This is a genomic window from Microbacterium keratanolyticum, from assembly GCF_016907255.1.
GTDB lineage: Bacteria > Actinomycetota > Actinomycetes > Actinomycetales > Microbacteriaceae > Microbacterium > Microbacterium keratanolyticum.
In genome coordinates this window covers 2,102,576-2,126,523 of sequence record NZ_JAFBBQ010000001.1, presented here as the reverse complement: position 1 = coordinate 2,126,523, position 23,948 = coordinate 2,102,576, and the positions used below count along the sequence as shown (strand labels likewise).

Here is a 23,948-nt window from a genome sequence, read left to right as displayed (position 1 = left end):
AGCCTCGCTCAGTGCGAGACGGATTGCTCCGGGAACATGATCGCCCGATAATCCTCAGCAAGCGTCGCGTACTCACGATTCTCTCGGAGCCACTGCACCCCCCGCTGCCCCATCGCGTGCAGCTCTTCCGGAGCGGTCTTCGCCAGGCGGCGCATCTCCGCAGCGAGTGCGATCGCGTCACCTGCCTCGACGTACACGCCCGAGTCCGCCTCGTTGATCATCGACGGGAACCCGGAGTACGACGCCAGCACCGGCTTGCCCGAGAGCATGTAGTCGATCAGCTTGTTGAGGGACTGTCCGTAGTCCCACACACGCGAGCGGTGTGCTGCGAAGTAGAGCACGTCGAACTCCGCCAGCACGCTCTGCACGGCTGCCTTCGGTACGCGTCCCACAAAGGTCACGTTGGGAAGCTGACCGTACTTCTGCTCATACGAGGCACGGAGACCGCCATCGCCGACGACGACGAAATGCACATCCGGCTCATCGACCATGGCTTCGACGCACTCGAAGAACGTGTCCAAAGCGTTCGAGATTCCGATCGATCCGGCGTATCCGATGAGGAACTTGCCCTCGGGAACCCCGGCATCACGGTACTCGATCGGTAGGTCGCCTGCCTCCTCGAGCTCTGCAGCGTTGTATCCCATCGGCACGCATTCAACGCGCGCGGGGCGGCCCAGAACCTGCTCGACGTGGGCGCCCAGGTTCGGCATCGTTCCCACGATCACGTCGGCGCGCGCATAGCCCCGGCGTTCGACGGCTCCCAGCGCCCTGACCAGCGGGTTCCGCGGAGAGAAGCCTCCCTCTTCTACGAGGGTGAGCGGCCAGATGTCGCGGATCTCGAAGACGAGCGTGGCGCCGTAGCGTCGTCGTAGGCGGATTCCGTTGAGGATCGTGAGCAGGGAAAGGCTGCTCACGATGATCGCATCAGGACGCGGAAGCTCTTTCCACGGCACGAACAGCAGACGCCACTCGAAGTGCAGCCAACTGAGAATCCGACGAATCGACTTCGCTCCGGAGAACTTGAGCGTGCGCACCCAGTGCACCTGAAGTCCGTCGACGTGCTGCACCTGGTGTGCAGTCGCCATCTCCGGGACCACGGCGAGGTGGTTCGAATCCGAGGTGATGAGCGCCACCTGATCACCTCTCGCGACAAGCGCGCGCATGAGCTGGTAACCCCGGCTGCCCACGGTGGATGGCCCGGGAGGCGCGATGTACTTCGCGATGTACCAGATCGTCTTCGACGCGGATGCCTCAGCCATAGACGCGCTTCGCCGAGTTGATCGCACGCACGACCGTGGGGAAATCGAACCCGAGGACATCCAGATACCACTTGAGGTTCGGGTAGCGCGGAGCGTTCTCCTCCTCGACGAGCCGTAGCGCCTCGTCGCGAGTGAGGTCGCCTTCGCGCACCTGGTTGCTGCGGAAGGTGTCGTGCTCGGTGAAGCCCGCCAGTGTGTAGTACGCGTAGTTGTAGAACGCCGCCGTGCCGTCGCCGATGCGCCAGGTGGTGGAGGTATCCACGGCCTTCTCCCACCCGTACTGGTTGAGCAGGGTGTTGTCGATCTCCTGCTCATCCCAACGCCAGTAGTCGAAGACGTGGTAGTAGTCGTTCTTGGTCGTGAAGCTGCGGTAGTACTCGCCGGACAGCGTGTCCCAGAGCGAGCTGTTGAAGTACCCGGGGCTCTTCATCATCGCGCCGAAACGCAGACGCTGGTAACGCAGCTGCTTCATCGCCCCGTGCGAGTACACCCGCTCCTCCACGAAGTCCGGCGGAACGCCGAGGAACCCGGCCTTGAAGTGCGTCACCTCGAGTGGGTTGATACCCCAGAGGTTGAGATCGATGCCGGTCTGCTTCTTTATCGTCTCGATGTAGCGGAAGAAGTGCTTGTCCCCGGCGGTCAGGATGCTCAGCATTCCGAGATCGGGAGCCTTCAGCCATGCTGCGAGGTTCTTGGTGATGTGCGCGCGCTTCTTCGTGATGTCTGCGGCGACGATGATGTTCTCCACGCCGAGTTCCGCCGACATCTTGCTGAGGTTCCGGCGCCCCACATCGGTGATCATTCCCCAGTCGTAGGTGTACGTGATGGGGCGCATGCCGAGTTCGTTGACGATGAGGTGCAGCGCGTAGCAGCTGTCGCGGCCTCCCGAGAACGGCACGAGGGCATCGTCCTGGCCGGGGCGGCGGTACTTCTCGACCAGCTCGAAGAGCTCCGCCTTGTCGCGCGGCTTGTTGCGCGGACGGTAGTTGAGACAGTAGTTGCACACGCCGTCGGCATCGAAGCTGATGAAGGGCATCGTCTCGGGAAGCACGCACTTCGTGCACCGTCGAAGATCGAGCTGACGGTACTCCAGAAGGGATTCCTCGGATGAGCTCAGGATCAGTTGCGGAACGAGGTTGACCGTCCGCGATGCGTGCTCCTTGACGGTCGGCGCCACGGGCGTCGCCGCGACAGCGAAAGACACCGGCTCGCGCACCTGCTGGATGTCCTCGGCGCCCATTTCGCGCAGCGGGTAGAGCTCAGAGGAGATGACGTGGTTGCCGCCGTGAACACCGTGGTACAGGCTGCCGTTGTTCGAGAACAGCACCACGGTGCCCGCCACCGGGTCGAGAACCACGCTGGCGACGATCCCCTGTGCGTGCTCCAGGAACGCCGACGCGGCTTTCTCGAGGCTGTTTCCGGCGGCGACATGCTCAGCGATGTACGCAGGAATGATCTCAGTGTCGATCGTCTGCCGGCGCTCTGCCTCCAGATCGGTCCACATCTCTTCGTGATTGGTCACAATCCCGTTGTGCAACGCGATCAAGCCATCGCGCATCACCGGCTGATTGTCTTCCGTGCCGTTGGTGACCAATCGACTGTGCCCGATGACGAAGGTCGCGCGCGTCGTGTCGGTGCGGTTCGCGAGCTTGCGAATGCGCAGGTCCGCTCGATGCACCCCGTATGCGCCGTCACGGAACACGACGAGACCGCTTGAGTCCCGACCGCGCTGCTCAGCGTGATTCAGCAGGCTCTGCAGATCACGCTGCGGGACCTCATCGTTCGCCCAGATCCCGAAGATTCCGCACACGGGCTGCTCCTAACTCCTCTTTGCCGAGGATTCGTTCGTAAGAGGCGCGGTCCCACGGACACAGCGCCTGTTCGCTCAGTTCGATACGCGCTGTCGTGCTCGCGCGTTGCCCCGCTCAAGGGCCAGTTCTTGGTACCGCCGCACCATCGGGGCCACCTGATCGTCCCAGCTTCCAACCACAGGCGGCGTCGCACGGAATTGCGCGATGTCCTCACGGGTGATCTCGTCGATCCAGGCTCGGAGGGCATCAATCTCCGGCGCGACAGTCCAGCGATCCGCGTGCGGGCCGAGGACCCGACGCAGCTCGACCAGCTTGGTCGCCAGCGGAGGCACGCCCGCGCACAGCGACTCGTAGAACTTGTTCGGAGAGCAGTACTGCTGGGAAAGGCTGTCGCCTTCCATGAGGCTGACGCCGACATCCGCGCTGCGCATCGCACCGACGACCGAGAAGGGGCCCACAGGCGGAACCTGATGGATGTTGCGCTGCCGCGCGGCCGCCTCCGTGACGAGCCCCTTGAGGGGCCCATCCCCGACGAAGACAAGATGGCGGTCAGGACGATCGGGGAACGCCTCAAGCAGCAGCGGAATGTTGCGTCCGGGGGCGAGGTTCCCTGTGTGGACGAAGAGCAGCGCGTCTTCGGGAATGCCGAGATCCGCGCGCAGGTCGGTCGTTGAGCCGTCGTCCTCAGGAATGTTCGTGACCGCGATCGGGGTCGGGATGTCGTATGCATCCGCGTACCACTGCGCGATAGAGCCGTTCACGGTTGTGACGACGCTGGCTTTCCGAACGAGCCGGCGCTCGATCCGCTGAGCCACCCAGCGCTTGAGTCCGCGCATCGCCACAGTCTCGGTCTCGAGTTCGTGCGGGTTGTAGACCAGAGCTGCCCCGGTCGATGACGCGAGCGCTGCACACATCGGCAGCACCCACACGCTGTGCGCGGCGACGACGGCGACGTTCTGTCGCCTATAGGTCAGGAACACACGAGGCTGCCAGAGCAGAGTCTTGAGGATCCGACCAAGGTTGCCCGTGCGCTTGGTGCCCGCGAGCCGGATGAAGCGCACATCCGGTGCGACCTGCTCCTCCGTCGGCAGATCTCCGCGACGCATTCCGACGACGTGCGTCTCAGAGAACGCGCTCTCGCGCTGCACGCTGCTCGAGATCTTGCGCAGACGGCTCGCCCCTTCGAGCGTCGACGGGTAGATATGAAGATTCAGCCCCTCCTGCCCACGCTCGGGTCTACTCATCACTCTTCTCCATCCAGATTCTGCGTATCGACGCCCCCATGGAAGGGGCGTGCCGGCACCCCGACAACCGTCGTTCCCGACGCCACATCACGCGTCACACACGCGCTTGCGCCGACCACGGCATCGGTGCCGATCCTGAGTCCCTGCAGGATCGTCGCCGACGCGCCGACCAGCACGCGCTCCTCCACGATCACCTCACCGGAGACGACTGCTCCCGGATTCACCGAGACGAAGTCCCCCAGCTCGGAATCATGGCCGATGATCGCGCCGGGATTCAGATGCGTATGAGCGCCGAGACGGACGTTCGTCGACACCAGCACGCCGCTACACACTACCGTCCCCGCGCCGAGCGAGGGCCGGGAGCCGACCACAGCGGTGGGGTGGACAAGAGTCGCCCATCGGCCGCCGACGGCGTCGACGCGCTCTGCGATCTGCGAGCGCACGGCAGGCGATCCGATCGCGACAATGTACGCGCACTTCTCAGGAGCCTCCACCTCGGCGAGGCTTCCCAGGTGCGAGTAGCCCCGCGCCGTCAGACGGGAGAGGTGCCGCTCGCTGGGGGCATCGTCGACCACGCCGATGACGTCCCAGACCGGCTGATCCGCCGCGGCGTTGATCGCCTCGACCACGTCGAGGGTCTCGCGGCCGAAGCCCCCGGCGCCGATGATGATGAGCGGCTCAGCCATGGGATCCCCCGAACTTCTCAACGGTCGCCTGGCCATCCTGGCTGATGCCCTCGCGGGCGATCACCGACCGCACCGTGTCCCAGAGAATCCGGGCATCCAACGCCAGCGAGCGCCGCTCGACGTACTCGACATCGAGCGCGAACTTCTCCTCCCACCCGAGTGCATTGCGACCGTTCACCTGTGCAAGACCGGTAACCCCAGGGCGCACCTCGTGTCGGCGCGCCTGCGTAGGTGTGTAACGATCCAGATACTCCACGAGAAGCGGGCGCGGCCCGACCACGCTCATGTCTCCGCGGAGCACGTTCCACAGGGAGGGGAGCTCGTCCAGGCTGGTGGAGCGCAGTCGGCGCCCGAACGGGGTCAGTCGCTGCGCGTCACTCACCCACCCACGGGACTCATCCACAGCGCGCATGGACCGGAACTTGTAGAGGGTGAAGATGCGGTCGCCCCTGCCCGGACGGGGCTGGGCGAAGACGACGGGACGACCGAGCCGCGCCGCCACAAGGATCGCCGTGACGAGCATCACCGGTGACAGCAGGATGAGACCGATCAGCGCCGCGAGCACATCGAGCGCACGCTTGAGCACATCGTACGGCCGGCTTCTCATGTCAGCGGGCACGGAGGAACTCGTCGATGGCATCAGTGACCCGCTCGCGCTGGGCGGGCACGAGAGCAGATCCGCTCGGAAGCGTGAGCCCCCGTGCGAAAAGCGCCTCGGATGCCCCCGAGATGACGCCCCGATGGTGCGCGAAGACGGGCTGGAGGTGCATCGGCTTCCAGAGCGGGCGGCTCTCGATGTTCTGTGCGGCGAGGGCCGCTGCGAGGTCGGCCGACGCCCAGCCGGACACTTCTTCATCGACCACGATCGAGGTGAGCCACACGTTGTCGCTCTCATCGCCTGCCGCACCGAAGATCTCGACGCCGTCGACCGCGGCGAACAGGTCTTTGTACAGCTGTCGCATCTCGCGACGCCGGCCGATCATCTCATCGAGGCGCGAAAGCTGAGCACGACCGAGCGCCGCGAGCAGGTTGCTCATGCGGTAGTTGTACCCGACGTCCGTGTGCTCGTAGTGCACCACCGGCTGACGCGCCTGCGTCGCGAGGTACCGGGTGCGCTGCGCGATGTCGGCATCGTCGGTGAGGAGCATTCCCCCACCGGAGGTGGTCATGATCTTGTTGCCGTTGAAGGAGACGGCGGAGGCACGTCCGAAGCTGCCTGCAGCGCGGCCTGCGTGCGTCGCTCCCAGGGACTCGGCCGCATCGGACAGCACCGGCACGCCGAACTCTTCGGCGATCGCGAGAATGCTCGTGTAGTCGATCGTCTTCCCAAGAAGATCCACGGGCACGATGGCGGCGACCTTCTCTCCTGCCGACTGCAGCGACTCCAGCGCCTTACGCAGAAGTGCAGGATCCATGTTGCCCGTCGTGACTTCAGCGTCGACGAAGAAAGGCTCCGCCCCGGTGTAGACGATCGCATTGGTCGTCGCCGCGAACGTCATGGTCGACGTGACGACGATGTCGCCGCGGCCTACGCCCAGCGCGAGCAGCCCGAGGTGCAGGGCGGCCGTTCCCGAACTCAGCGCGACCGCGTGCGCAACGCCGACTCGTTCTGCGAGCTCCTGCTCGAAGGCATCCACGTCGGGTCCCAGCGGAGCGATCCACCCGGACCGCATCGCGCCGAGGACGGCCTCTTCCTCGCGCACGCCGACATCGGGTGAGGACATGTGGATGCGTTCGTTCACGAGGTGCGTTCTCCGGGTGTGGCGTCGATGCGTTCGATGATCGCCGTCTCGTTGTCGCGCGGGGTGGCCAACATCCGCGCCTCCCAGCCAGCCTTGTCCAGACGCTCGGGAGAAATCGAGTCCGCGGTCGTGTGCGACACCTTCGGATGGAACGGTCGCTCGAGGTCTTCCCGATCTCCGACGAGCACCTCATGCAGCTTCTCGCCGGGACGCAGGCCGGTGAACACGATCTCGATCGTCTTGCCCGACATCGCGATCATGCGCTTGGCCACGTCGAGAATCGAGACGGGCTCCCCCATGTCGAGGATCAGGATCTCGCCGGGGCGGCCGATTCCGCCGGCCTGGATGACCAACTGGCAGGCCTCGGGGATCGTCATGAAGTAGCGGGTGACGTCCGGGTGCGTCACCGTGATCGGGCCGCCGGCATCGATCAGGGCGCGGAAGGTGGGCAGCATCGAGCCGCGGCTGCCGATCACGTTGCCGAAGCGCACCGAGAGGTAGCGCATGCCGGTCTGCTCGCCCATCCATGCCGTCAGCTTCTCGGCGACGCGCTTCGAGTGTCCGAGCACACTCGTCGGGTTCGCGGCCTTGTCCGTGGAGATGTTCACGAAGGTCGTGACGCCCACCGACTGGGCGGCCTTCAGCACGTTGAGCGTGCCCAGCACGTTCGTCTTCCAGGCTTCATCCGGGTACTGCTCGAGCATGGGCAGATGCTTGAGGGCCGCGGCGTGGAAGACCACCTGCGGGCGCCGCTCAGCGAAGATCTCCTGCAGCGTCGCCTCTTCCCGGATGTCTGCGAGCACGACGTCGTTGGTGTCGAGGAGCCCATGGCCCGCGGTGCCGATCTGCGCAAGCTGCAGGCCGGTCTCGTCACGGTCGAGCATCATGAGCTCTGCGGGGCCGAACTTCGACAGCTGGCGGCACAGCTCGGATCCGATCGAACCGCCGGCGCCGGTGACCATCACGCGCTTGCCGGTGATGTAGCCGGCGATGAGCTCGACGTTGGTGTCGACGGGGTGCCGCCCGATGAGGTCTTCGATGCTCACATCGCGCAGATCGGTCGCAGCCTGCGCGCCCGACATGAGGTTCACGAGCGACGGCGTCACGGAGGTGCGAAGTCCTGCCGCGTCCGCGGCATCGGTCAGCCGTCGGATCAGCGCGGCGTCGGCGCCGCCGATCGCGATCACCAGGGTCGTGGCGCCGGTGCTCGCCGCGGCTTTCGCGATGTCACGCGTGCGGCCGATGACCGGCACACCACGCAGGCGAAGGCGCTTCTTTGAGATGTCGTCGTCGAGGATTCCGACGGCGCGGATCGGAGAGGAGGGGTCGGTCGTGATGTTGTGCAGCAGAGTGTCGCCGACGTACCCCGCCCCCACGATCAGTGCAGGCTCCGCATCCGCACCCGGCTTACGCAGCCGCTCCAGCATGAGTCGCGCGACGTAGCGGACGCCGAACATGATCAGCAGCACGAAGGGGAAGGCCAGGAAGACCGTGCCGCGGGGAATCCCGATGGTGTTGCCGAGGATGATCACACCGACAGACAGCAGCAGCACTTCGAAGATGACCCAGAGTCCCAGCGCTCGCACCTCGTCGAAGGAACCGTAGGTGAAGCGACCGCGATACAGCGCGATCGCATATCCGCCGATGATCTGGAAGAGTCCGGCCGCGGCGCCGAGCAGCAGCGCTGCGGCCCATCCGGTTGGCGTCATGACGAACTCGAAGCGCAATCCGACGGCCGCGACGATCCCGAGCACCCACGCAGAGCCGTCGACGATCGACGCCCAGAAGCGGCGTTGCTTCTGTGCGCTGGAAACGGGCGTCTCCAAATGGGTGGCTGGTGCCTCCATGACCTATATATCCTCCGATGCGTCGCGAAGCGAGGATGCGGCACCTCGTGCCAACGCGACGGTTCCCCCACACGACTTCGGTATCCAGCATCGCATAACTCCTCCGCCCATCTGCGCAGCGTGAAGCGGTTTACTGAAAGCGCTCTCCGGCGCTCAGTCGAGCTCGGCTTCGACGACGACCGGACGGTGGTCGCTCACACCCTGCGGCAGGGTCTGCATCCTGTCGATGCGGAATCCGGTGGATGTCGCGAAATCGTAGTGACCGCGGAACACGCGGTAGCGCGTGTAGGTGTGGTCGTCACTGAGCGTCATCGCATATCCATGCCGACTGATGTTCTGACTCAGGTTTTCCTTGAAGACCGGATAGTTGTAGTCGCCCATCATGAGGATCGGCAGACCTGTGCCCAACTCGGCGAGCGCATCGAGGGCTGCGCGGATCTGATGGCGACGCAGCGAATTGAGCGCCGTGAGGGGTGCCGCGTGGAAAGATGCCACGACGAACGCTCGCCCTGAATCGATGTCCCGCAGTCGCGCGCCCAGCACCCGCTCGTGGGCAGGCCTCAGGACCCGGTCGTGCAGTGATTTCTTCAATCCGACGGTGCGGACGTCGTCGACGTGGAACATCGCGGTCCGCGAGTACAGTGCGAGACCCAAGCGGTTTCCCTGCGTCGCATCCACGAGCTGCAGCGAGCCGATCCGCTCGGGCAGGCTGGTCGTGAGGCATTCCTGAAGGCAGAGCAGATCGGGGTCGTGTTGTTCGACGAGAGCTGCGAGCTCGTCGGCTGCCTTGTGCTTTCGCAGGTTGTACGAGATGACCTTCATTTGCCACCCACGCTACTCCGGTTGACACCCCGGAGAAGGGGGTTGCGACTTTTCGTGTCGCTGTGCTTTCGCACCGACGGTGATGGTCAGTCTGCGCCCAGATCGCGGCGTGCGCGGGTCTGCTCGGCACGCTGGGCGAGCAGCGACGCATCCGGATATCCCACCTCGCTCAGGGTGAGCCCGCGGGCGGCGAGCACCTTGAACTCGCTCGTCCGCTCAAGTCGGTCGCGCAGGACTGCGACATCCGCAACCTTCAGGCGTCCCTCGCCCACCGCGGCGCATGCGCCGACGAGAGCGCGCACCATGCTGTGGCAGAAGGCATCTGCCTTCACGTGGGCGACGAGCACACCGCGCTCGTCGCGGCGCCAGCGGTAATCGAGGAGAGTGCGGATCGTGGTCGCCTCCTCGCGCGCTTTGCAGTACGCGGCGAAGTCGTGCAGTCCGATGAGGCTCTGCGCCGCGGCATCCATCGCTTCGACATCCAACGCGCCCTTGACCGACGTCGTGTTGTGCCGCGCGAGGGGATCGTAGCCCGCCACATCATCGGCGAGCCGATATTCATAGCGACGCCAGACGGCTGAGAAGCGGGCGTCGAAACCCGCCGGGGCCTCCGACGACGCCCGCACAGCCACATCCGAGTACGCGCCGAGCACTCCGCGCAGGCGGCCGGCGAGAGCCGCCGCCGCGCTGTCCTGCGGGACGCCGCGTCGCGCCTTCACACGCTCCCACTGCGCATCATCCAGATCGACGTGCGCGACCTGGCCGCTCGCGTGCACGCCGGCATCCGTGCGACCGGCGACGACGAGTTGCACATCCGATCCGACGATCCGCGCGAGAGCGGCTTCGATCGTGCCCTGGACCGTTCGCAACTGCGGCTGGCGCGCCCACCCCCGGAAGTGGGTGCCGTCATAGGAGATGTCGAGCCGGATGCGCACGATTCAGGGTATCGCGCGACGCACATCCCGGATGTTGCGCGCAGACACCACCTCATCGCTCTCAGAGTCGCGACGTACACTGGAGCATCCTTGCGCACTCCCCCGCGCCGCTGCACGCCTTCGTCGAGAACCATTCGAAACCATGCCATCACTGCGCCCCGCACGCTACCCCGGGCTCGATGGGCTCCGGGCGATCGCGGTGGCTCTGGTCGTCATCTATCACCTGTTCCCCGGCTCGCCGCTGCGCAGCGGATTCGTCGGCGTCGATGTCTTCTTCGTCGTCAGCGGCTTCCTCATCACGTCTCTGCTGCTCCAGTCCTCCCCCGCAGGCCGCCTGGGTTCGCGCGCATCCCTCGTCGACTTCTGGACCCGCCGCGCCCGGCGGCTCCTCCCCGCCCTCGGGCTCGTCGTGACGACCTGCGCGACGGCCGCATGGTTCATCGGCGGCGACGTGTTGGTCGACCTGGGCAGACAGGTGCTCGGCGCAGCGACGTTCAGCTACAACTGGGTCTCGCTGACGTCCGGTGCCGACTACTTCGCTGCGACCAGCCCGGAGCTCTTCCGCAATCTGTGGTCGCTGGCGGTCGAAGAGCAGTTCTATGTGCTCTGGCCCCTCCTGCTGCCGCTCCTCCTGATGGTTCGACGCAGCGGGGCCCGTATTGCACTCGCCCTCGTCGCGGCCGCCGGTTCCGCATGGTGGATGGCACAGCTCGCCGCGGCGGGTGACGTCACGCGCGGGTACTACGGCACCGACTCGCATGCGTTCGGCATCCTGCTCGGCATTGCACTCGCCATCACAGGACTGGGGCGCATCGAGCACGAGTGGATGCTTCGCCCTGCCGCGCGACGCAGCGCGGCCGTTCTGGGCGTCGCCGGGCTCGCGGCCATCGCGACATCCGCACTGCTGCCCGAGACACCGGATGCCGCTACGTTCCCAGGCTCGCTCCTTCTGGCCAGTCTCGGCACCATCGGGGTCGTCGTGGCCTCGGTCTGGCCGCAGGCCCGCTTCGGCATACGCCTCGACATCGCCCCGCTGCGGTGGATCGGCGATCGGTCGTACGGCATCTACCTCTGGCATTGGCCTGTTCTCGTACTCGTCGTCGCAGCCACGAGCGGCGGCAGCGTCGATCTTCGCGTTCCGCCGACGGCTGCCGCCGTGACGCTCGTGCTCACGCTCGTGCTGGCAGCCCTGTCCTATCGGTTCATCGAGATGCCCATCCGTCGTCGCGGGCTGCGCGCCTCGATCCGCAGTCTCGTCCGCGCCTTCGGCGGACGCCCTGCGCGACGGTTCGCCGCGCTCACGATCTCCAGCGTGATCATTCTCTCGATCGCCGGAACGGTCGTGTCGATCACGACTGCTCCTGCCGAATCATCCGCGGCAGCGACAATCCGTGCGGGCCAGAGGGCGCTCGAGCAGGCAACGGCGACGCCTTCCCCGGCTCCGACAGAGAGCCTGACCGGAGGCCTGCCCGGTGCGCCGTCACCGACGCCCGCGCCCTCGTCGGATGGCTCCGACATGATCGCGATCGGCGACTCCGTCATGCTCGCCTCCGCGCCCGCGCTGCTGGCACGCTTCCCCGGCATCGCGGTCGACGCCGAGGTCTCGCGCTCGATGTGGACGGGAACCGAGATCGTCAGCGCCCTCGCCTCTGGCGGCGATCTCCGTGAGACCGTCGTCGTGGGCCTCGGGACCAACGGGGCCATCGACGACGAGGCGCTCGACCAGATCGCTGCCAGCATCAGCCCCCGGCGTGACCTGATCCTGGTGAACGCCTATGCTCCCCGCGACTGGATCCCTGGCGTGAACGAACAGCTCGCCGCGTTCGCCGCCGCACACGTCGGAGTCGTCGTCGCCGACTGGTCGGCAGCGATCGCCCCGCGGCCCGACCTCCTCGCGGAGGATCTCGTGCATCCGGGCGACGCGGGCGGTGAGCTCTTCGCGGATGCCGTCGACCAGGCGATCCGCGACGTCACGGTCGAGCGGCAGGAAGCTCGCAAGCGAGAGAAGGCCGCAGCCTCCCTGCTCGAAGAGGCCCGCGACGCACTGCGTCAGCTCGCCGGCTGATCCGTCTCGGCCGGCTGGACTGTCTCGACTGTCTTCGGCGCCACGCGGAAGACCACCCAGTGGTACAGCGCGAAGCGCACCAGCACGATGATTCCGATGCTGAACAGGTTCACGACATTCACCGCGAACGCACCCGGCGCGTGACCGAGGATGCCCCGGAGCGCTTCCACGCCCACCCAGACGAGCGCGGCACCAAGCCCCGTGCACACGGCATTCGTGAGCAGGAACCAGAACAGCTCCGACGTGCGGCTGCGACGATCCCGGTGGCGGAACGTCCACTCTCGGTTGCCGATGTACGCGTTGACGAGTGCGACAAGCGATGCGGTGATCTTCGCGGCGACGAGATCCCAGCCGAAGACATACACGAGCAGGTTGAAGACGCCCACCTCGATGAGGGTGCTCAGACCGCCGACGATGAGAAAGCGGGTGCCGACTCCAGCGAGGCGGCGAACCTGAGTGAGGCGATTCATGACTCCTCTAGACTACTCGGAAGTGCAATCTGCGCAGTTCGGGCGCCCCGCGCCGCCGCCTTCGATCCTGAGGATCCGGTTTGTCGATTCCCCATCTTGTCGTCGTGATGCCCGCCTTCAACGAGGCCGAAGGCATCGCCGGGTTCATCGATGAGATCCGAGACTGCGTCACACCGCTTGTCGAGCGGGTGACCTTCGTCGTGGCCGACGACCAGTCCACCGACGGCACCGCCGCAGCGCTTGCGGACATCACAGATGTGCAGGTCGAGCGCCAAGCGGTCAATCGTGGTCACGGCCCCACAGCACTCGCCGCCTACCGGGCCGGCCTCGCCCTCTCTCCCGACGTCCTGGTGCACGTCGATGGCGACGGTCAGTTCCTCGGCACCGACTTCCCTGTTCTGCTGCGCGCACTCGCCAGTTCCGACGCGGATGTCGTGCACGGCGTTCGCGGCGGACGCACCGACCCCTGGTACCGGAAGGTGCTCACGGGGTGCGTTCGTCTGCTCGTCGCGCTGGCCTCGGGTCGCGGCGTCCCCGATGTGAACACCCCGCTGCGAGCGTACCGACCCGAGGTCGCTCAGGCTCTCGTCTCGGCGGTGCCCGATGAGTCGCTGGTGCCGCACGTGCACTTCTCGCTCGCAGAAGTGCACAGCGGTTTCACTGTGCGTTATGTGCGTGTGCGCAGCATCCCCCGTCGCGGCGCGTCGACGACCGGAACCATGTGGGGTCGAGGCCCGCGGATCGCCCTTCCTCCTGCGCGCCTGCGCACGTTCGCCGTCGAGGCGCTCGGTGAGGTCTGGCGCACTTCCCTCTCCCCGACCGCGCCGCTGCGTGGCATCCACCTGATTCCGGATGCTCCGGCAGGAGCCGCCAAGCCGTGATGCGCCGTCTGTCCGGAGGGGCCTTCTGGGTTCTGCTCGCCGCGCTCGTCATCGCGAACGCGGTGCTGTGCTGGCAGAGTCTCACCACGTTCCGCCTCTGGGAAGACGAGGCCTTCAACCTGACGGTGCCGCGCAATCTGCTCGGGGGCCTCGGCTACACGAGCGACGGCGCGCTGTCTGGCTCGACGCTCACACCGTTCGACCCTCGGATTTCCACGGGAGCGTCCGTCCTCCTCCCCGTCGCGCTCGTTCTCGCAACCGGCATCGACCCTGTCATCGGCGCCCGCCTCATCCCACTCCTGTACTGGGGTCTGCTTCTCGCGGGCCTCTGGATCCTCGGCCGTCGCATCGCAGGTCGGTGGGGCGCACTGGTCGCAATCGCGGTGCCGCTCGCGTTCCAGACGGCCGCGAGCAACTCGCCGATCCAGGGCCCCGCAGATCTGCTCGGTGAGATCCCTGCCGCGGCGCTCCTGGTCTGGGCGTTCATCGTTCTGCCTCGTCGCGCCTGGCTCGCCGGCCTTCTGTTCGGCCTCGCCCTGCAGGCGAAGCTCATCGCTCTGATCGCGCTCCCGGCCTTCGCTGTGGCGCTCTGGGCGCTCACACCCGGCCGCGGCTGGAAGCGCATCGGAGCAACGGCGACGCGCAGCATCCTTCCGCTGGTGCTTGCTGGCCTGCCGACTCTTCTCATGGAGATCGCGGCCTTCGTCATCCTCGGCCCCGCCGCCTACCTCACGCATCTGCGGGAACTCGCCTCGTTCGTGCGCAGCAGCGGTCAGAACGTCGCGCCGACGACGATTCCAGAGAAGGTCACCGTTCTCGCGGACTCCTGGTTCAGCTCGCCGTGGCTCGTCCTCGCCGCTGTCCTGCTCGGACTCGCTGTCGGGGCGGTCGCCTGCACGCGCTCGTGGCGTACCTGGCGAACGACGGGTGCCAAACCTGCTGCGGAGGACCTCGCACTCGGCCTCGCCGCTGTCGTGGGCTTCCTCGCGTTCGTCGGCTGGTGGGCACAGGCCGCGCACACGCCGCTGTGGGTGCGCCATCCCGCACCGGGAGTGTTCTCGTTCGCGCCGTTGCTCGCGGCTTTCACAGTTCGGGGCATGCAGTTCCTCTGGAAGGGATCGTTGCCGCTGCGCGCGCTCAGCGCCGCGACTGCCACGGCGCTCATCGCCGTTCTCGGCATCGGCTCCGCAGCGCACACCGTGAGCGCGCTCAATCCTGGTTGGGAGACTCTGCACACGCAGCGTGCCGCGGCGGCCCCCCTGGCGGCATGGGTGGACGACTACAGGGTCACCTGGCTGGCCGCGGCACCCTGGGGCGCCGCCGTGCCGATCATCGTCCTCACCGGGGCACATGTCGGGATGTTCGACGCTCCCGCCATGCAGGGCGTCCCACAGGTCACGGGCGGTGAATGCTCGAACGAGGCGCTCGCCGACAGCGGCACCTACCGCATCTGCCGACCGTAGCGCGCTCCCCCGGCGGTGCCCGTAATGCGCTCCCCCGGCGGGGACCGTGGCGCGCTCGCCTAGCGGGACCGTGTCCCGCTCCGCGCTCATTTCGTAGGAGATCCGCACTTCGGAGGACGATCGCGCTCCCCTCCATCCTCCGAAGTGCAGATCTCCTCCGCAATGCGGCTCACAGCGCGCGGCCCAACAGCGCAAGGCCCAACAGCGCAAGGCCCTACAGTGCGCGGCCCACAACGCACGGCGCCTCGGCACTGCGCCTCAGCGCGCCGCACTCGAGAAACGACGAAGCCCGCCACCCCGGAATGGGGTGACGGGCTTCGTGACGAGGTGGTGAGTATTACTCAGCCTTCTCCTCGGCGGGTGCCTCCGCAGCAGCGGTCTCCTCGACCGGCGCCTCGACGACCTCTTCCGCCGGAGCCTCTTCGACGACCTCAGCCTTGGGAGCCTTGGCAGCCGGAGCAGCCTTCTTGGCCGACTTCGCCTTCGGCGCGACGGGCTCGAGAACGAGCTCGATCACGGCCATGGGGGCGTTGTCACCCTTGCGGTTGCCGACCTTCGTGATGCGGGTGTAGCCGCCCTCACGCTCAGCGACCAGCGGTGCGATCTCGGCGAAGAGGACGTGGACGGCCTCCTTGTTGCGCAGGATCGACAGGGCACGACGACGCGCGTGCAGGTCGCCGCGCTTGCCGAAGGTGACGAGACGCTCGGCCAGCGGACGAAGGCGCTTGGCCTTGGTCTCGGTCGTGCGGATCGACTTGTTGGTGAAGAGGGCTGCCGCGAGGTTCGCGAGAAGCAGACGCTCGTGTGCGGGGCCGCCTCCGAGACGGGGACCCTTGGTGGGCTTAGGCATAGTGATCTAACTCCTGGTCAGAAAGGTCGGTAATTCAGTAGGACTCGTCTTCGGAGCCGCCGTAGAAGTGGGCGCCGTCGAAACCGGGCACCGAATCCTTGAGCGACAGGCCGAGCGACACGAGCTTGTCGCGCACCTCGTCCACCGACTTCTGTCCGAAATTGCGGATGTTCATGAGCTGCGTCTCCGAGAGGGCGACGAGCTCAGACACCGTGTTGATGCCCTCACGCTTGAGGCAGTTGTACGAACGCACCGACAGATCGAGGTCCTCGATCGGCATCGACAGTTCGTTCGAGAGAACAGCTTCGACCGGCGCGGGGCCGATCTCGATGCCCTCAGCCTCAACGTTCAGCTCGCGAGCGAGGCCGAACAGTTCAGTCAGGGTGCGACCAGCCGATGCGACGGCGTCGCGCGGCAGGATCGACGACTTGGTCTCGACATCCAGCACCAGCTTGTCGAAGTCGGTGCGCTCACCGGCACGAGTCGCCTCGACGCGGTAGCTGACCTTGAAGACCGGCGAGTAGATCGAGTCGATCGGCACCTGGCCGGCCTCGGCGTACTCGTTGCGGTTCTGCGCGGCCGAGACGTAGCCACGGCCACGCTCGATCGTCAGCTCCAGCTCGAACTTCGCGGTGTCGTTGAGGGTCGCGATGACGAGCTCGGGGTTGTGCACCTCGACGCCCGCGGGAGCCGAGATGTCGGCCGCGGTCACCTCGCCGGCACCCGTCTTGCGCAGGTATGCCGTGATGGGCTCGTCGCGCTCCGAGGAGACGACCAGCTGCTTGATGTTCAGGATGATCTCAGTGACATCTTCCTTGACACCGGGGATGGTGCTGAACTCGTGCAGAACGCCATCGAGGCGGATGCTGGTGACTGCCGCGCCGGGGATCGACGACAGCAGGCTACGACGCAGCGCGTTGCCGATCGTGTACCCGAATCCGGGCTCGAGCGGCTCGATGACGAACCGGCTACGGTTCTCGGCGATCTTTTCCTCGGTGAGAGTGGGACGCTGTGCAATGAGCACTATGGTTCCTTTCGATCACGTGCCCGCTATATGACACGTGCGGTGAGTGAGGTTTTGAATTGTGTACGGGCACGAGGGCCCGGAAGATCAACCAGAGTTGCCGGGGATGCTCGAAAGCACCCCCGGCAACGGCCGGAAATCAGACGCGGCGACGCTTCGGCGGACGGCAGCCGTTGTGTGCCTGCGGCGTGACGTCCTGGATCGAACCGACCTCGAGGCCAGCGGCCTGCAGCGAACGGATCGCCGTCTCGCGACCCGAACCCGGGCCCTTCACGAAGACGTCGACCTTCTTGACGCCGTGCTCGGCAGCCTGGCGGGCAGCCGACTCGGCAGCCATACCAGCGGCGTAGGGCGTCGACTTGCGCGAGCCCTTGAAGCCCACGCCACCCGACGATGCCCAGCTGATGACAGCGCCGGACGGGTCGGTGATCGAAACGATGGTGTTGTTGAACGTCGACTTGATGTGGGCCTGGCCCAGCGCGATGTTCTTCTTTTCCTTGCGGCGCGGCTTGCGCGCGGCGGCCTTGGGTGCAGCCATGAAAGTGTTCTCCTAGTCCCTTGGCCGCTACTTAGCGGGCCTTCTTCTTGCCAGCGACGGTGCGCTTCGGGCCCTTGCGGGTACGAGCGTTGGTCTTGGTGCGCTGACCACGGACCGGAAGACCACGGCGGTGACGGAGGCCCTCGTAGGAGCCGACCTCGACCTTGCGGCGGATGTCTGCAGCAACCTCGCGGCGAAGGTCACCCTCCACCTTGTAGTTGCCCTCGATGTAGTCGCGCAGTGCGATGAGCTGGTCGTCGCTGAGGTCCTTGACGCGGATCGACTCGTCGATCTCGGTGGCCTTGAGGATCTCGACCGAACGGGTACGGCCAACGCCGTAGATGTAGGTAAGTGCGATCACCACGCGCTTGTCGCGCGGGATGTCAACGCCGGCAAGACGTGCCATGCGGTTCTCCTGGGATGTGTAGAGGTGTGGGGCAGAACATGGACCCGAGCCTCTGTCTCGAGGTGTCCTCCGCTGGTGCGGATTCTTAGCTCTGCCTGATGCGTATTCAGTTGTGAGTCAGATCTGAAGAGACCCTGTCGGCGTGACCGACGGGGATCAGCCCTGGCGCTGCTTGTGGCGCGGGTTGCTCTTGCAGATCACCATGACGCGGCCGTGACGGCGGATCACCTTGCAGTGATCGCAGATGGGCTTGACGCTGGGGTTGACCTTCATGATGTTTCCTGTTCGCTGTCTTCGTACTCGCTGCTGTGCTCGCGAAGAGCGCAGCCGAGAGTCGTTACTTCTCGACCGATTAGCGGTAGCGGTAGACGATACGACCGCGGGTGAGGTCGTATGGAGAGAGCTCCACGACCACACGGTCTTCGGGGATGATGCGGATGTAGTTCTGCCGCATCTTGCCGGAGATCGTTGCAAGGACCTTGTGACCGTTGGCCAACTCAACGCGGAACATCGCGTTGGGAAGAGCCTCGGAGATCACGCCCTCGATCTCGATGACACCGTCTTTCTTAGCCATAGCCTCGCTGACGCTTCTGCAGATCGGTCGATCTGCGGTGGGTGATGGATGGTGGTGCGCACCTGTCGGACACGCCGAACAAAGGCGCAAGGCACCAAGGATCTATGTTATCTGACAGTGGGCGGTCCGGCAAGCCGGGACCGCCCACTGTCAGAATCAGGTCACTCTGAGAAGCTGGCAAGCAGCTTCGGGATGACGTCGCTGTTGATCGGGTTCTCGACCTCCTGGCCGTCGATCTTCACGGTCGGCGTACCGCGGATCTCGTGTGCCTGCGCCTGCTGCGCGCCCACCTTCTTGTAGGTGCCGTCGGTGATGCATGTGGATGCCGCCTCCGCGCCGGCCTCCTTGGCGATCGCAGCGATCGCAGCGTCGTCCAGACCCGTGGTTCCCTCCTGGGGCTGGTTGGCGAACATCAGGTTCAGGAAGTCGAGCGCGGCATCAGGGGCTTCTTCAGCGACACAGTACATGGCACCGGCAGCGCGGGAGGAGTAGTTGGTGCCCTGCGAAAGGTGATCGAGAATCGCGATCGGGTGCACCTTGAGCGTGATGTCGTCATTCGCTGCAGCCTCCTGCAGCGCCGCGCCGTGCTTCTGCTCAAAGGCGTTACACGCGGGGCACATGAAATCGAGGAAGGTGTCGACCTCGGTCTTACCCGAACCGAAGGAAATCGCGCCGGTTTCCTGGTCGATGATCTCCGCCTTGGGCATCTCTGCCGGTGCGGTCGCCTGGTTGTTCAGGTTGACGACGACTGCGCCAAGGCCCACGAGGGCGACGACGACGACCGCCGAGATGATGATGGCAAACCAGTTGGTCTTGCCCTTCGCTGCAGCCACGTGCAATCCGTTCTCTCGTTCAGCGCGCCAGTGGCGCAGTTGTCAACATTTTCGCGCAAAACCCTATGCCCCGCTTGTGAACGCGACAAAGGCGTGGACAAACAGACAACGCCACCCCGCAGGATGGCGTCTCTGGAGAACAACTCAGGCGATGGGCGTCGGCGTGACACCGAAAGGCGCCAGCCCCGCAGCGCCGCCGTCTGGGGCCGTCAACACCCAGATCCCGCCCTCGTGCACGGCGACGCTGTGCTCCCAGTGCGAGCCGTCAGAGCCGTCGATCGTGGAGACCGTCCAGTCGTCGTCTTCGATGAACGTCTCTTCGCCACCGGCGGTGACCATCGGCTCCACCGCCATGACCAAGCCGGGACGAACGTCGGCGCCGGGGTCGGGCGTGCGGTAGTTGAACAGACTCGGCGCCTCGTGCATCTTGCGACCGATTCCGTGCCCGACATACTCGCGAAGGATGCCGTAGGTCTCGCCCGAGACCGCCGAAGGCCCCTGCGCTTCGATGTAACCCTGAATCGCGGCCCCGACATCACCCAGGTGTCGTGCCGTCGCGAACGAGGCGATTCCGGCCCACATGGAGCCTTCCGTCACACGGGAGAGTTCTTCCCGCCGCGCGACGAGCTCGGGGCGCTCCGGATCCGGGACGACCACGGTGATCGCGCTGTCGCCGTTCCATCCCTTGAACTGGGCTCCGCAGTCAACGGAGACGATGTCTCCGGGCTCGATTACCCGTGCACCAGGGATGCCGTGCACGACCTGCTCATTGACCGAGATGCACGTCGTGTGGTGGTAGCCACGCACGAGCTTGAAGTTCGACTCCGCACCACGGGCGACGATGATGCGCGACGCCTCGGCGTCGATCTCGGCCGTCGTCACCCCAGGACGGATGAGCGCGCGCACACCCGCCAGAGCCTCTTCTGTGATGAGGCCGGGTTCGACCATCGCCCGCAACTGTGCGGGATTCTTGTAGATGGAGCGGCGGAACACTGCTTAGACCGCGGCGGCCGGCGCGAGGCCACGAGCCTCGAGCGCGGCGAGGATGCGTTCGGTGATCTCGTCGAGGTCGCCCGCACCATCGATCCGGTCGACGATGCCACGCGCGCCGTACACCTCGAGAATCGGAGCGGTCTCCTTCTCGTAGATGTCGAGACGCTTTGCGATGGCCTCTTCGTTGTCGTCCGAGCGCCCCTGCTCCACAGCACGGAGGCTCAGTCGCGCGATGCTCTCTTCGCGGGCGACATCCAGAAGGATGACGGCGTCGAGAGCGGCGTCGCTCTCCGCGAGGAACGCATCGAGGTCGGAGACCTGCGCCGCGTTGCGCGGGTAGCCGTCGAGGAGGAAGCCGCGTGCAGCATCCGCCTGCTGAAGGCGATCGCGAACGATCGCGCCCGTCAGCTCGTCAGGCACAAGGTCTCCGCGATCGAGGATCTCGGTGACCTGTCGGCCGAGCTCGGTGCCCTCTTTGATGTTGGCGCGGAAGATGTCACCGGTCGAGACGACGGGGATACCGAGCGCTTCTGCGATGCGGATGCCCTGCGTGCCCTTACCGGAGCCCTGAGGCCCGACGATGAGCAGACGAGCGGTCGTGGCGGGAGTGGATGCCATTAGCGGAGGAGCCCTTCGTAGTGGCGCTGCTGCAGCTGCGCGTCGATCTGCTTGACCGTCTCAAGACCAACACCGACGATGATCAGGATCGATGCGCCACCGAACGGGAAGTTCTGGTTGGCGCCGATCGTGGCCAGCGCGACGAGCGGGATCAGAGCGATGAGACCGAGGTAGATGGAACCGGGGAACGTGATGCGGGTGAGCACGTAGTCGAGGTACTCCGCGGTCGGGCGACCGGCGCGGATGCCCGGGATGAATCCGCCGTACTTCTTCATGTTGTCTGCGACCTCGACCGGGTTGAAGGTGATCGCGACGTAGAAGTAGGTGAACCCGATGATCAGGAAGAAGTACACCGCCATGTACAACGGGTGATCGCCCGTCGTCAGGTACTGCGAGACCCACGTGACCCAGGCCGGCGGCGTCGAGCCGTCCTGCGGGGTGTTGAACTGCGCGATCAGCATCGGAATGTAGAGCAGCGACGAGGCGAAGATGACCGGGATCACACCGGCCATGTTGACCTTGATCGGGATGTAGGTGTTCGTGCCGCCATAGGTGCGGCGCCCCACCATGCGCTTGGCGTACTGCACGGGCACGCGACGCTGTGACTGCTCCACGAAGACCACGAGGGCCATGACGACGATGCCGACGGCGAGGACGAGGAGGAAGACCTCGAAGCCACGCGACTCCCAGATGACGCCCATGGCGCCGGGGAACGTCGCAGCAATCGACGTGAAGATGAGCAGCGACATGCCGTTGCCGATGCCGCGCTCGGTGACGAGCTCAGCGAACCACATGATGAGGCCGGTACCGGCGGTCATCGTGATGATCATGAGCAGCTGCGCCCACCACACATCGTTGGTCAGGAGCTGCTGGCACGCGGCGAAGTCGGTCTGACCGAACAGCTGACCGCTGCGCGCGACGGTGACCAGCGTCGTCGACTGCAGCAGCGCGAGCGCGATCGTGAGGTAGCGGGTGTACTGCGTGAGACGCGACTGCCCCGCCTGCCCCTCTTTGTGGAGCGCCTCGAAGTGCGGGATGACCACGCGCAGCAGCTGGGTGATGATCGTCGCGGTGATGTATGGCATCACACCGAGGGCGAAGATCGACAGCTGCAGCAGGGCACCGCCGGAGAAGAGGTTGACAAGCCCCAGGAGCCCATCGGTGCCGCTGTTGAGCGCCAAACACTCCTCGACGTTCGGGAAATTCACGAACGGAGCAGGGATCGTCGAACCGAGGCGGTAGATGGCGATGATCGCCAGCGTGAAACCGATCTTCCGACGCAGGTCTGGCGTGCGGAAGATCCGCGCGATAGCGCTAAACAAAAGCGGGCCTCCTGAAGGGGATGCCGTCGACGAAGACGGCTGAAACACCAGGGTAACGCAAGAGGGGCCGGAGATTCTCCGGCCCCTCTCGACTGTGTACTACTTGACCGAACCGCCAGCGGCAACGATCTTCTGCTCAGCCGAGCCGGAGACCTTGTCCACTGCCACGTTCAGCTTCACGGCGATGTCGCCGTTGCCCAGAACCTTGACCTTCTCGTTCTTGCGAACGGCACCCTTCGCGACGAGGTCGCTGACGGTGACATCGCCACCGGCCGGGTAGAGCTCCGCGAGCTTCTCCAGGTTCACAACCTGGTACTCGACGCGGAACGGGTTCTTGAAGCCGCGCAGCTTCGGGGTGCGCATGTGCAGAGGCATCTGCCCACCCTCGAAGCCGACGCGCACGGTGTTGCGGGCCTTCGTGCCCTTCGTGCCACGGCCTGCCGTCTTACCCTTCGAGCCCTCACCGCGGCCGACACGAGTCTTGGCGGTGTTGGCGCCGGGGACCGGACGCAGGTGGTGAACCTTCAGAACGCTGGGACGCGACGCAGGAGCATCCGCCTCAGCCTTCTTGGCGGCAGGCTTCTTCGCAGCAGCCGGCTTCGCAGCGGCCTTTGCGGGAGCCTTCTCCGCAGCGGGCTTCTTCTCGGCAGCTGCCTTGGGAGCAGCGGCCTTCTCCGGGGCCTTCTCGGCCTCGACGGCTTCGTTCTTCTCAGCCATTAGTCGATCTCCTCAACCTTGACGAGGTGAGCAACGGTCTTGACGTAACCGCGCACCTGCGCGTCGTCGGGACGGACGACCGAGTCGCCGATCCGCTTGAGACCGAGGCTGCGCAGCGTGTCGCGCTGGTTCTGCTTCTCGCTCACCTTGGACTTGATCTGCGTGACCTTGAGCCGAGCGGCCATCAGGCACCTACCTTCTGCGCGGCGGCGGCAGCAGCTGCCTTCGCCTCGTTGCGGATGATGATCTCCGGCACGACAGCGTCGTACTCGAGACCACGACGTGCGGCGACGGCGCGAGGCTCTTCGAGGCTCTTCAGAGCCGCGACGGTCGCGTGCACGATGTTGATCGTGTTCGACGAACCGAGCGACTTCGACAGCACGTCGTGGATACCGGCGCACTCGAGCACGGCACGAACCGGACCACCGGCGATAACACCGGTACCGGCAGCGGCCGGACGAAGCAGCACGACACCTGCGGCGGCCTCACCCTGCACGGGGTGCGGGATGGTCGAGGCGACGCGGGGAACGCGGAAGAAGTTGCGCTTGGCCTCTTCAACACCCTTCGAGATCGCGAGGGGAACCTCACGAGCCTTGCCGTAGCCGACGCCGACCAGGCCGTTGCCGTCACCGACGACCACGAGAGCGGTGAAGCTGAAGCGACGACCACCCTTCACGACCTTCGACACACGGTTGATGGTCACGACACGCTCGAGGAACTGGTTGTCCCCACGGTCGCGCGAGTTGCGGTCGCGGCTCTGGCCACGGTCGCGTCCTCCGCGGCGGCCTTCGCGCTGGTCGCGCGCGGGCTCTGCCTCGGTGGCGGCGGGAGCCGTCTCGGTCACTTCA

The 23,948-nt window shown here is 65.8% G+C and carries 26 protein-coding genes; 3 read left to right on the top strand and 23 right to left on the bottom strand.

Annotated features, from left to right (window positions below; genetic code table 11):
- Nucleotides 1-8 precede the first annotated feature (8 nt).
- From JOD62_RS10235 to truA, 9 genes are all read right to left on the bottom strand, one after another.
- Complete coding sequence (locus tag JOD62_RS10235; RefSeq protein ID WP_204939179.1) at nt 9-1,259, bottom strand: glycosyltransferase family 4 protein; 1,251 nt, start codon at nt 1,257-1,259, stop codon at nt 9-11.
- Nucleotides 1,252-3,069, bottom strand: coding sequence for a hypothetical protein (locus tag JOD62_RS10230; RefSeq protein ID WP_204939178.1), 1,818 nt, complete (start codon nt 3,067-3,069; stop codon nt 1,252-1,254). Before JOD62_RS10230 ends, JOD62_RS10235 begins: the two co-directional genes overlap by 8 nt.
- Before the next feature lie 75 nt (nt 3,070-3,144).
- The gene (locus JOD62_RS10225; protein WP_204939177.1) at nt 3,145-4,314 is read right to left on the bottom strand and encodes a glycosyltransferase family 4 protein; all 1,170 of its coding nucleotides are present in this window, start codon (nt 4,312-4,314) and stop codon (nt 3,145-3,147) included.
- Nucleotides 4,314-5,000 (bottom strand): acetyltransferase, encoded by a 687-nt coding sequence (locus JOD62_RS10220; protein ID WP_204939176.1) that lies wholly within the window; start codon nt 4,998-5,000, stop codon nt 4,314-4,316. The genes JOD62_RS10225 and JOD62_RS10220 overlap by 1 nt, the downstream gene beginning before the upstream one ends.
- Nucleotides 4,993-5,619 carry a sugar transferase gene (locus JOD62_RS10215; RefSeq protein WP_307818795.1) on the bottom strand — a complete coding sequence of 209 codons (627 nt, stop codon included), beginning with the start codon at nt 5,617-5,619 and terminating at the stop codon, nt 4,993-4,995. Before JOD62_RS10215 ends, JOD62_RS10220 begins: the two co-directional genes overlap by 8 nt.
- Entirely contained in the window at nt 5,609-6,724 is a 1,116-nt protein-coding gene (locus tag JOD62_RS10210; protein WP_239526631.1) for a DegT/DnrJ/EryC1/StrS family aminotransferase, read from the bottom strand. The genes JOD62_RS10215 and JOD62_RS10210 overlap by 11 nt, the downstream gene beginning before the upstream one ends.
- Before the next feature lie 14 nt (nt 6,725-6,738).
- On the bottom strand, nt 6,739-8,589 hold the full coding sequence (locus tag JOD62_RS10205) for a polysaccharide biosynthesis protein (protein ID WP_204939174.1): 1,851 nt from the start codon (nt 8,587-8,589) through the stop codon (nt 6,739-6,741).
- Between the two features lie 153 nt (nt 8,590-8,742).
- Complete coding sequence (locus JOD62_RS10200) at nt 8,743-9,411, bottom strand: endonuclease/exonuclease/phosphatase family protein (protein WP_204939173.1); 669 nt, start codon at nt 9,409-9,411, stop codon at nt 8,743-8,745.
- Nucleotides 9,412-9,497: 86 nt separating this feature from the next.
- The gene (gene truA / locus JOD62_RS10195; protein WP_204939172.1) at nt 9,498-10,346 is read right to left on the bottom strand and encodes a tRNA pseudouridine(38-40) synthase TruA; all 849 of its coding nucleotides are present in this window, start codon (nt 10,344-10,346) and stop codon (nt 9,498-9,500) included.
- Nucleotides 10,347-10,488: 142 nt separating this feature from the next.
- Here truA and JOD62_RS10190 point away from each other — a divergent pair, with 142 nt between their 5' ends.
- A complete protein-coding gene (locus JOD62_RS10190; RefSeq protein WP_239526629.1) occupies nt 10,489-12,411 on the top strand; it encodes an acyltransferase family protein in 1,923 nt (640 codons plus the stop codon).
- On the opposite strand, the gene JOD62_RS10185 is transcribed toward JOD62_RS10190, so the two are convergent.
- A complete protein-coding gene (locus JOD62_RS10185) occupies nt 12,396-12,881 on the bottom strand; it encodes a GtrA family protein (protein WP_204939171.1) in 486 nt (161 codons plus the stop codon). The two genes, JOD62_RS10190 and JOD62_RS10185, sit on opposite strands and share 16 nt — an antisense overlap.
- An 80-nt stretch (nt 12,882-12,961) precedes the next feature.
- Between JOD62_RS10185 and JOD62_RS10180 the strand changes: the two genes are divergently transcribed.
- Nucleotides 12,962-13,762 carry a glycosyltransferase family 2 protein gene (locus JOD62_RS10180; RefSeq protein ID WP_204939170.1) on the top strand — a complete coding sequence of 267 codons (801 nt, stop codon included), beginning with the start codon at nt 12,962-12,964 and terminating at the stop codon, nt 13,760-13,762.
- Nucleotides 13,759-15,225, top strand: a complete 1,467-nt coding sequence (locus tag JOD62_RS10175) for a hypothetical protein (RefSeq protein ID WP_204939169.1) — start codon at nt 13,759-13,761, stop codon at nt 15,223-15,225. The genes JOD62_RS10180 and JOD62_RS10175 overlap by 4 nt, the downstream gene beginning before the upstream one ends.
- A 337-nt stretch (nt 15,226-15,562) precedes the next feature.
- On the opposite strand, the gene rplQ is transcribed toward JOD62_RS10175, so the two are convergent.
- From rplQ to rpsE, 13 genes are all read right to left on the bottom strand, one after another.
- Nucleotides 15,563-16,075 carry a 50S ribosomal protein L17 gene (gene rplQ, locus JOD62_RS10170; protein ID WP_204939168.1) on the bottom strand — a complete coding sequence of 171 codons (513 nt, stop codon included), beginning with the start codon at nt 16,073-16,075 and terminating at the stop codon, nt 15,563-15,565.
- 34 nt (nt 16,076-16,109) lie between these two features.
- Nucleotides 16,110-17,099 (bottom strand): DNA-directed RNA polymerase subunit alpha, encoded by a 990-nt coding sequence (locus tag JOD62_RS10165; RefSeq protein WP_204939167.1) that lies wholly within the window; start codon nt 17,097-17,099, stop codon nt 16,110-16,112.
- Nucleotides 17,100-17,238: 139 nt separating this feature from the next.
- Nucleotides 17,239-17,637 (bottom strand): 30S ribosomal protein S11, encoded by a 399-nt coding sequence (rpsK, locus tag JOD62_RS10160; protein WP_071644012.1) that lies wholly within the window; start codon nt 17,635-17,637, stop codon nt 17,239-17,241.
- A gap of 31 nt (nt 17,638-17,668) precedes the next feature.
- Nucleotides 17,669-18,043, bottom strand: a complete 375-nt coding sequence (rpsM, locus tag JOD62_RS10155; protein ID WP_204939166.1) for a 30S ribosomal protein S13 — start codon at nt 18,041-18,043, stop codon at nt 17,669-17,671.
- A gap of 156 nt (nt 18,044-18,199) precedes the next feature.
- Nucleotides 18,200-18,316: a 50S ribosomal protein L36 gene (gene rpmJ, locus JOD62_RS10150; RefSeq protein ID WP_005050492.1), complete on the bottom strand. Its 117-nt coding sequence runs from the start codon at nt 18,314-18,316 to the stop codon at nt 18,200-18,202.
- Between the two features lie 79 nt (nt 18,317-18,395).
- Nucleotides 18,396-18,617, bottom strand: a complete 222-nt coding sequence (gene infA / locus JOD62_RS10145) for a translation initiation factor IF-1 (protein WP_102191677.1) — start codon at nt 18,615-18,617, stop codon at nt 18,396-18,398.
- A gap of 161 nt (nt 18,618-18,778) precedes the next feature.
- Nucleotides 18,779-19,450, bottom strand: a complete 672-nt coding sequence (locus tag JOD62_RS10140; protein ID WP_204939165.1) for a DsbA family protein — start codon at nt 19,448-19,450, stop codon at nt 18,779-18,781.
- A 144-nt stretch (nt 19,451-19,594) separates the two neighbouring features.
- On the bottom strand, nt 19,595-20,443 hold the full coding sequence (gene map, locus JOD62_RS10135; protein ID WP_204939164.1) for a type I methionyl aminopeptidase: 849 nt from the start codon (nt 20,441-20,443) through the stop codon (nt 19,595-19,597).
- A 3-nt stretch (nt 20,444-20,446) separates the two neighbouring features.
- Nucleotides 20,447-21,061 (bottom strand): adenylate kinase, encoded by a 615-nt coding sequence (locus JOD62_RS10130; protein WP_204939163.1) that lies wholly within the window; start codon nt 21,059-21,061, stop codon nt 20,447-20,449.
- The gene (gene secY, locus JOD62_RS10125; RefSeq protein WP_204939162.1) at nt 21,061-22,383 is read right to left on the bottom strand and encodes a preprotein translocase subunit SecY; all 1,323 of its coding nucleotides are present in this window, start codon (nt 22,381-22,383) and stop codon (nt 21,061-21,063) included. The genes JOD62_RS10130 and secY overlap by 1 nt, the downstream gene beginning before the upstream one ends.
- Nucleotides 22,384-22,482: 99 nt before the next feature.
- Entirely contained in the window at nt 22,483-23,100 is a 618-nt protein-coding gene (gene rplO / locus JOD62_RS10120) for a 50S ribosomal protein L15 (RefSeq protein WP_239526626.1), read from the bottom strand.
- Complete coding sequence (gene rpmD, locus JOD62_RS10115; protein ID WP_204939161.1) at nt 23,100-23,285, bottom strand: 50S ribosomal protein L30; 186 nt, start codon at nt 23,283-23,285, stop codon at nt 23,100-23,102. The genes rplO and rpmD overlap by 1 nt, the downstream gene beginning before the upstream one ends.
- The gene (gene rpsE / locus JOD62_RS10110; protein ID WP_271171506.1) at nt 23,285-23,944 is read right to left on the bottom strand and encodes a 30S ribosomal protein S5; all 660 of its coding nucleotides are present in this window, start codon (nt 23,942-23,944) and stop codon (nt 23,285-23,287) included. The genes rpmD and rpsE overlap by 1 nt, the downstream gene beginning before the upstream one ends.
- Between the last annotated feature and the right edge of the window lie 4 nt (nt 23,945-23,948).

Bases quoted from the DNA above. Each gene is read 5' to 3' on its own strand.
- JOD62_RS10235 (WP_204939179.1), bottom strand. From the start codon at position 1,259: ATGGCTGAGGCATCCGCGTCGAAGACGATCTGGTACATCGCGAAGTAC.
- JOD62_RS10225 (WP_204939177.1), bottom strand. From the start codon at position 4,314: ATGAGTAGACCCGAGCGTGGGCAGGAGGGGCTGAATCTTCATATCTAC.
- JOD62_RS10220 (WP_204939176.1), bottom strand. From the start codon at position 5,000: ATGGCTGAGCCGCTCATCATCATCGGCGCCGGGGGCTTCGGCCGCGAG.
- JOD62_RS10210 (WP_239526631.1), bottom strand. From the start codon at position 6,724: ATGTCCTCACCCGATGTCGGCGTGCGCGAGGAAGAGGCCGTCCTCGGC.
- JOD62_RS10205 (WP_204939174.1), bottom strand. From the start codon at position 8,589: ATGGAGGCACCAGCCACCCATTTGGAGACGCCCGTTTCCAGCGCACAG.
- JOD62_RS10200 (WP_204939173.1), bottom strand. From the start codon at position 9,411: ATGAAGGTCATCTCGTACAACCTGCGAAAGCACAAGGCAGCCGACGAG.
- JOD62_RS10190 (WP_239526629.1), top strand. From the start codon at position 10,489: ATGCCATCACTGCGCCCCGCACGCTACCCCGGGCTCGATGGGCTCCGG.
- JOD62_RS10185 (WP_204939171.1), bottom strand. From the start codon at position 12,881: ATGAATCGCCTCACTCAGGTTCGCCGCCTCGCTGGAGTCGGCACCCGC.
- rplQ (WP_204939168.1), bottom strand. From the start codon at position 16,075: ATGCCTAAGCCCACCAAGGGTCCCCGTCTCGGAGGCGGCCCCGCACAC.
- rpsK (WP_071644012.1), bottom strand. From the start codon at position 17,637: ATGGCTGCACCCAAGGCCGCCGCGCGCAAGCCGCGCCGCAAGGAAAAG.
- rpsM (WP_204939166.1), bottom strand. From the start codon at position 18,043: ATGGCACGTCTTGCCGGCGTTGACATCCCGCGCGACAAGCGCGTGGTG.
- rpmJ (WP_005050492.1), bottom strand. From the start codon at position 18,316: ATGAAGGTCAACCCCAGCGTCAAGCCCATCTGCGATCACTGCAAGGTG.
- infA (WP_102191677.1), bottom strand. From the start codon at position 18,617: ATGGCTAAGAAAGACGGTGTCATCGAGATCGAGGGCGTGATCTCCGAG.
- JOD62_RS10130 (WP_204939163.1), bottom strand. From the start codon at position 21,061: ATGGCATCCACTCCCGCCACGACCGCTCGTCTGCTCATCGTCGGGCCT.
- rplO (WP_239526626.1), bottom strand. From the start codon at position 23,100: ATGGCTGAGAAGAACGAAGCCGTCGAGGCCGAGAAGGCCCCGGAGAAG.
- rpmD (WP_204939161.1), bottom strand. From the start codon at position 23,285: ATGGCCGCTCGGCTCAAGGTCACGCAGATCAAGTCCAAGGTGAGCGAG.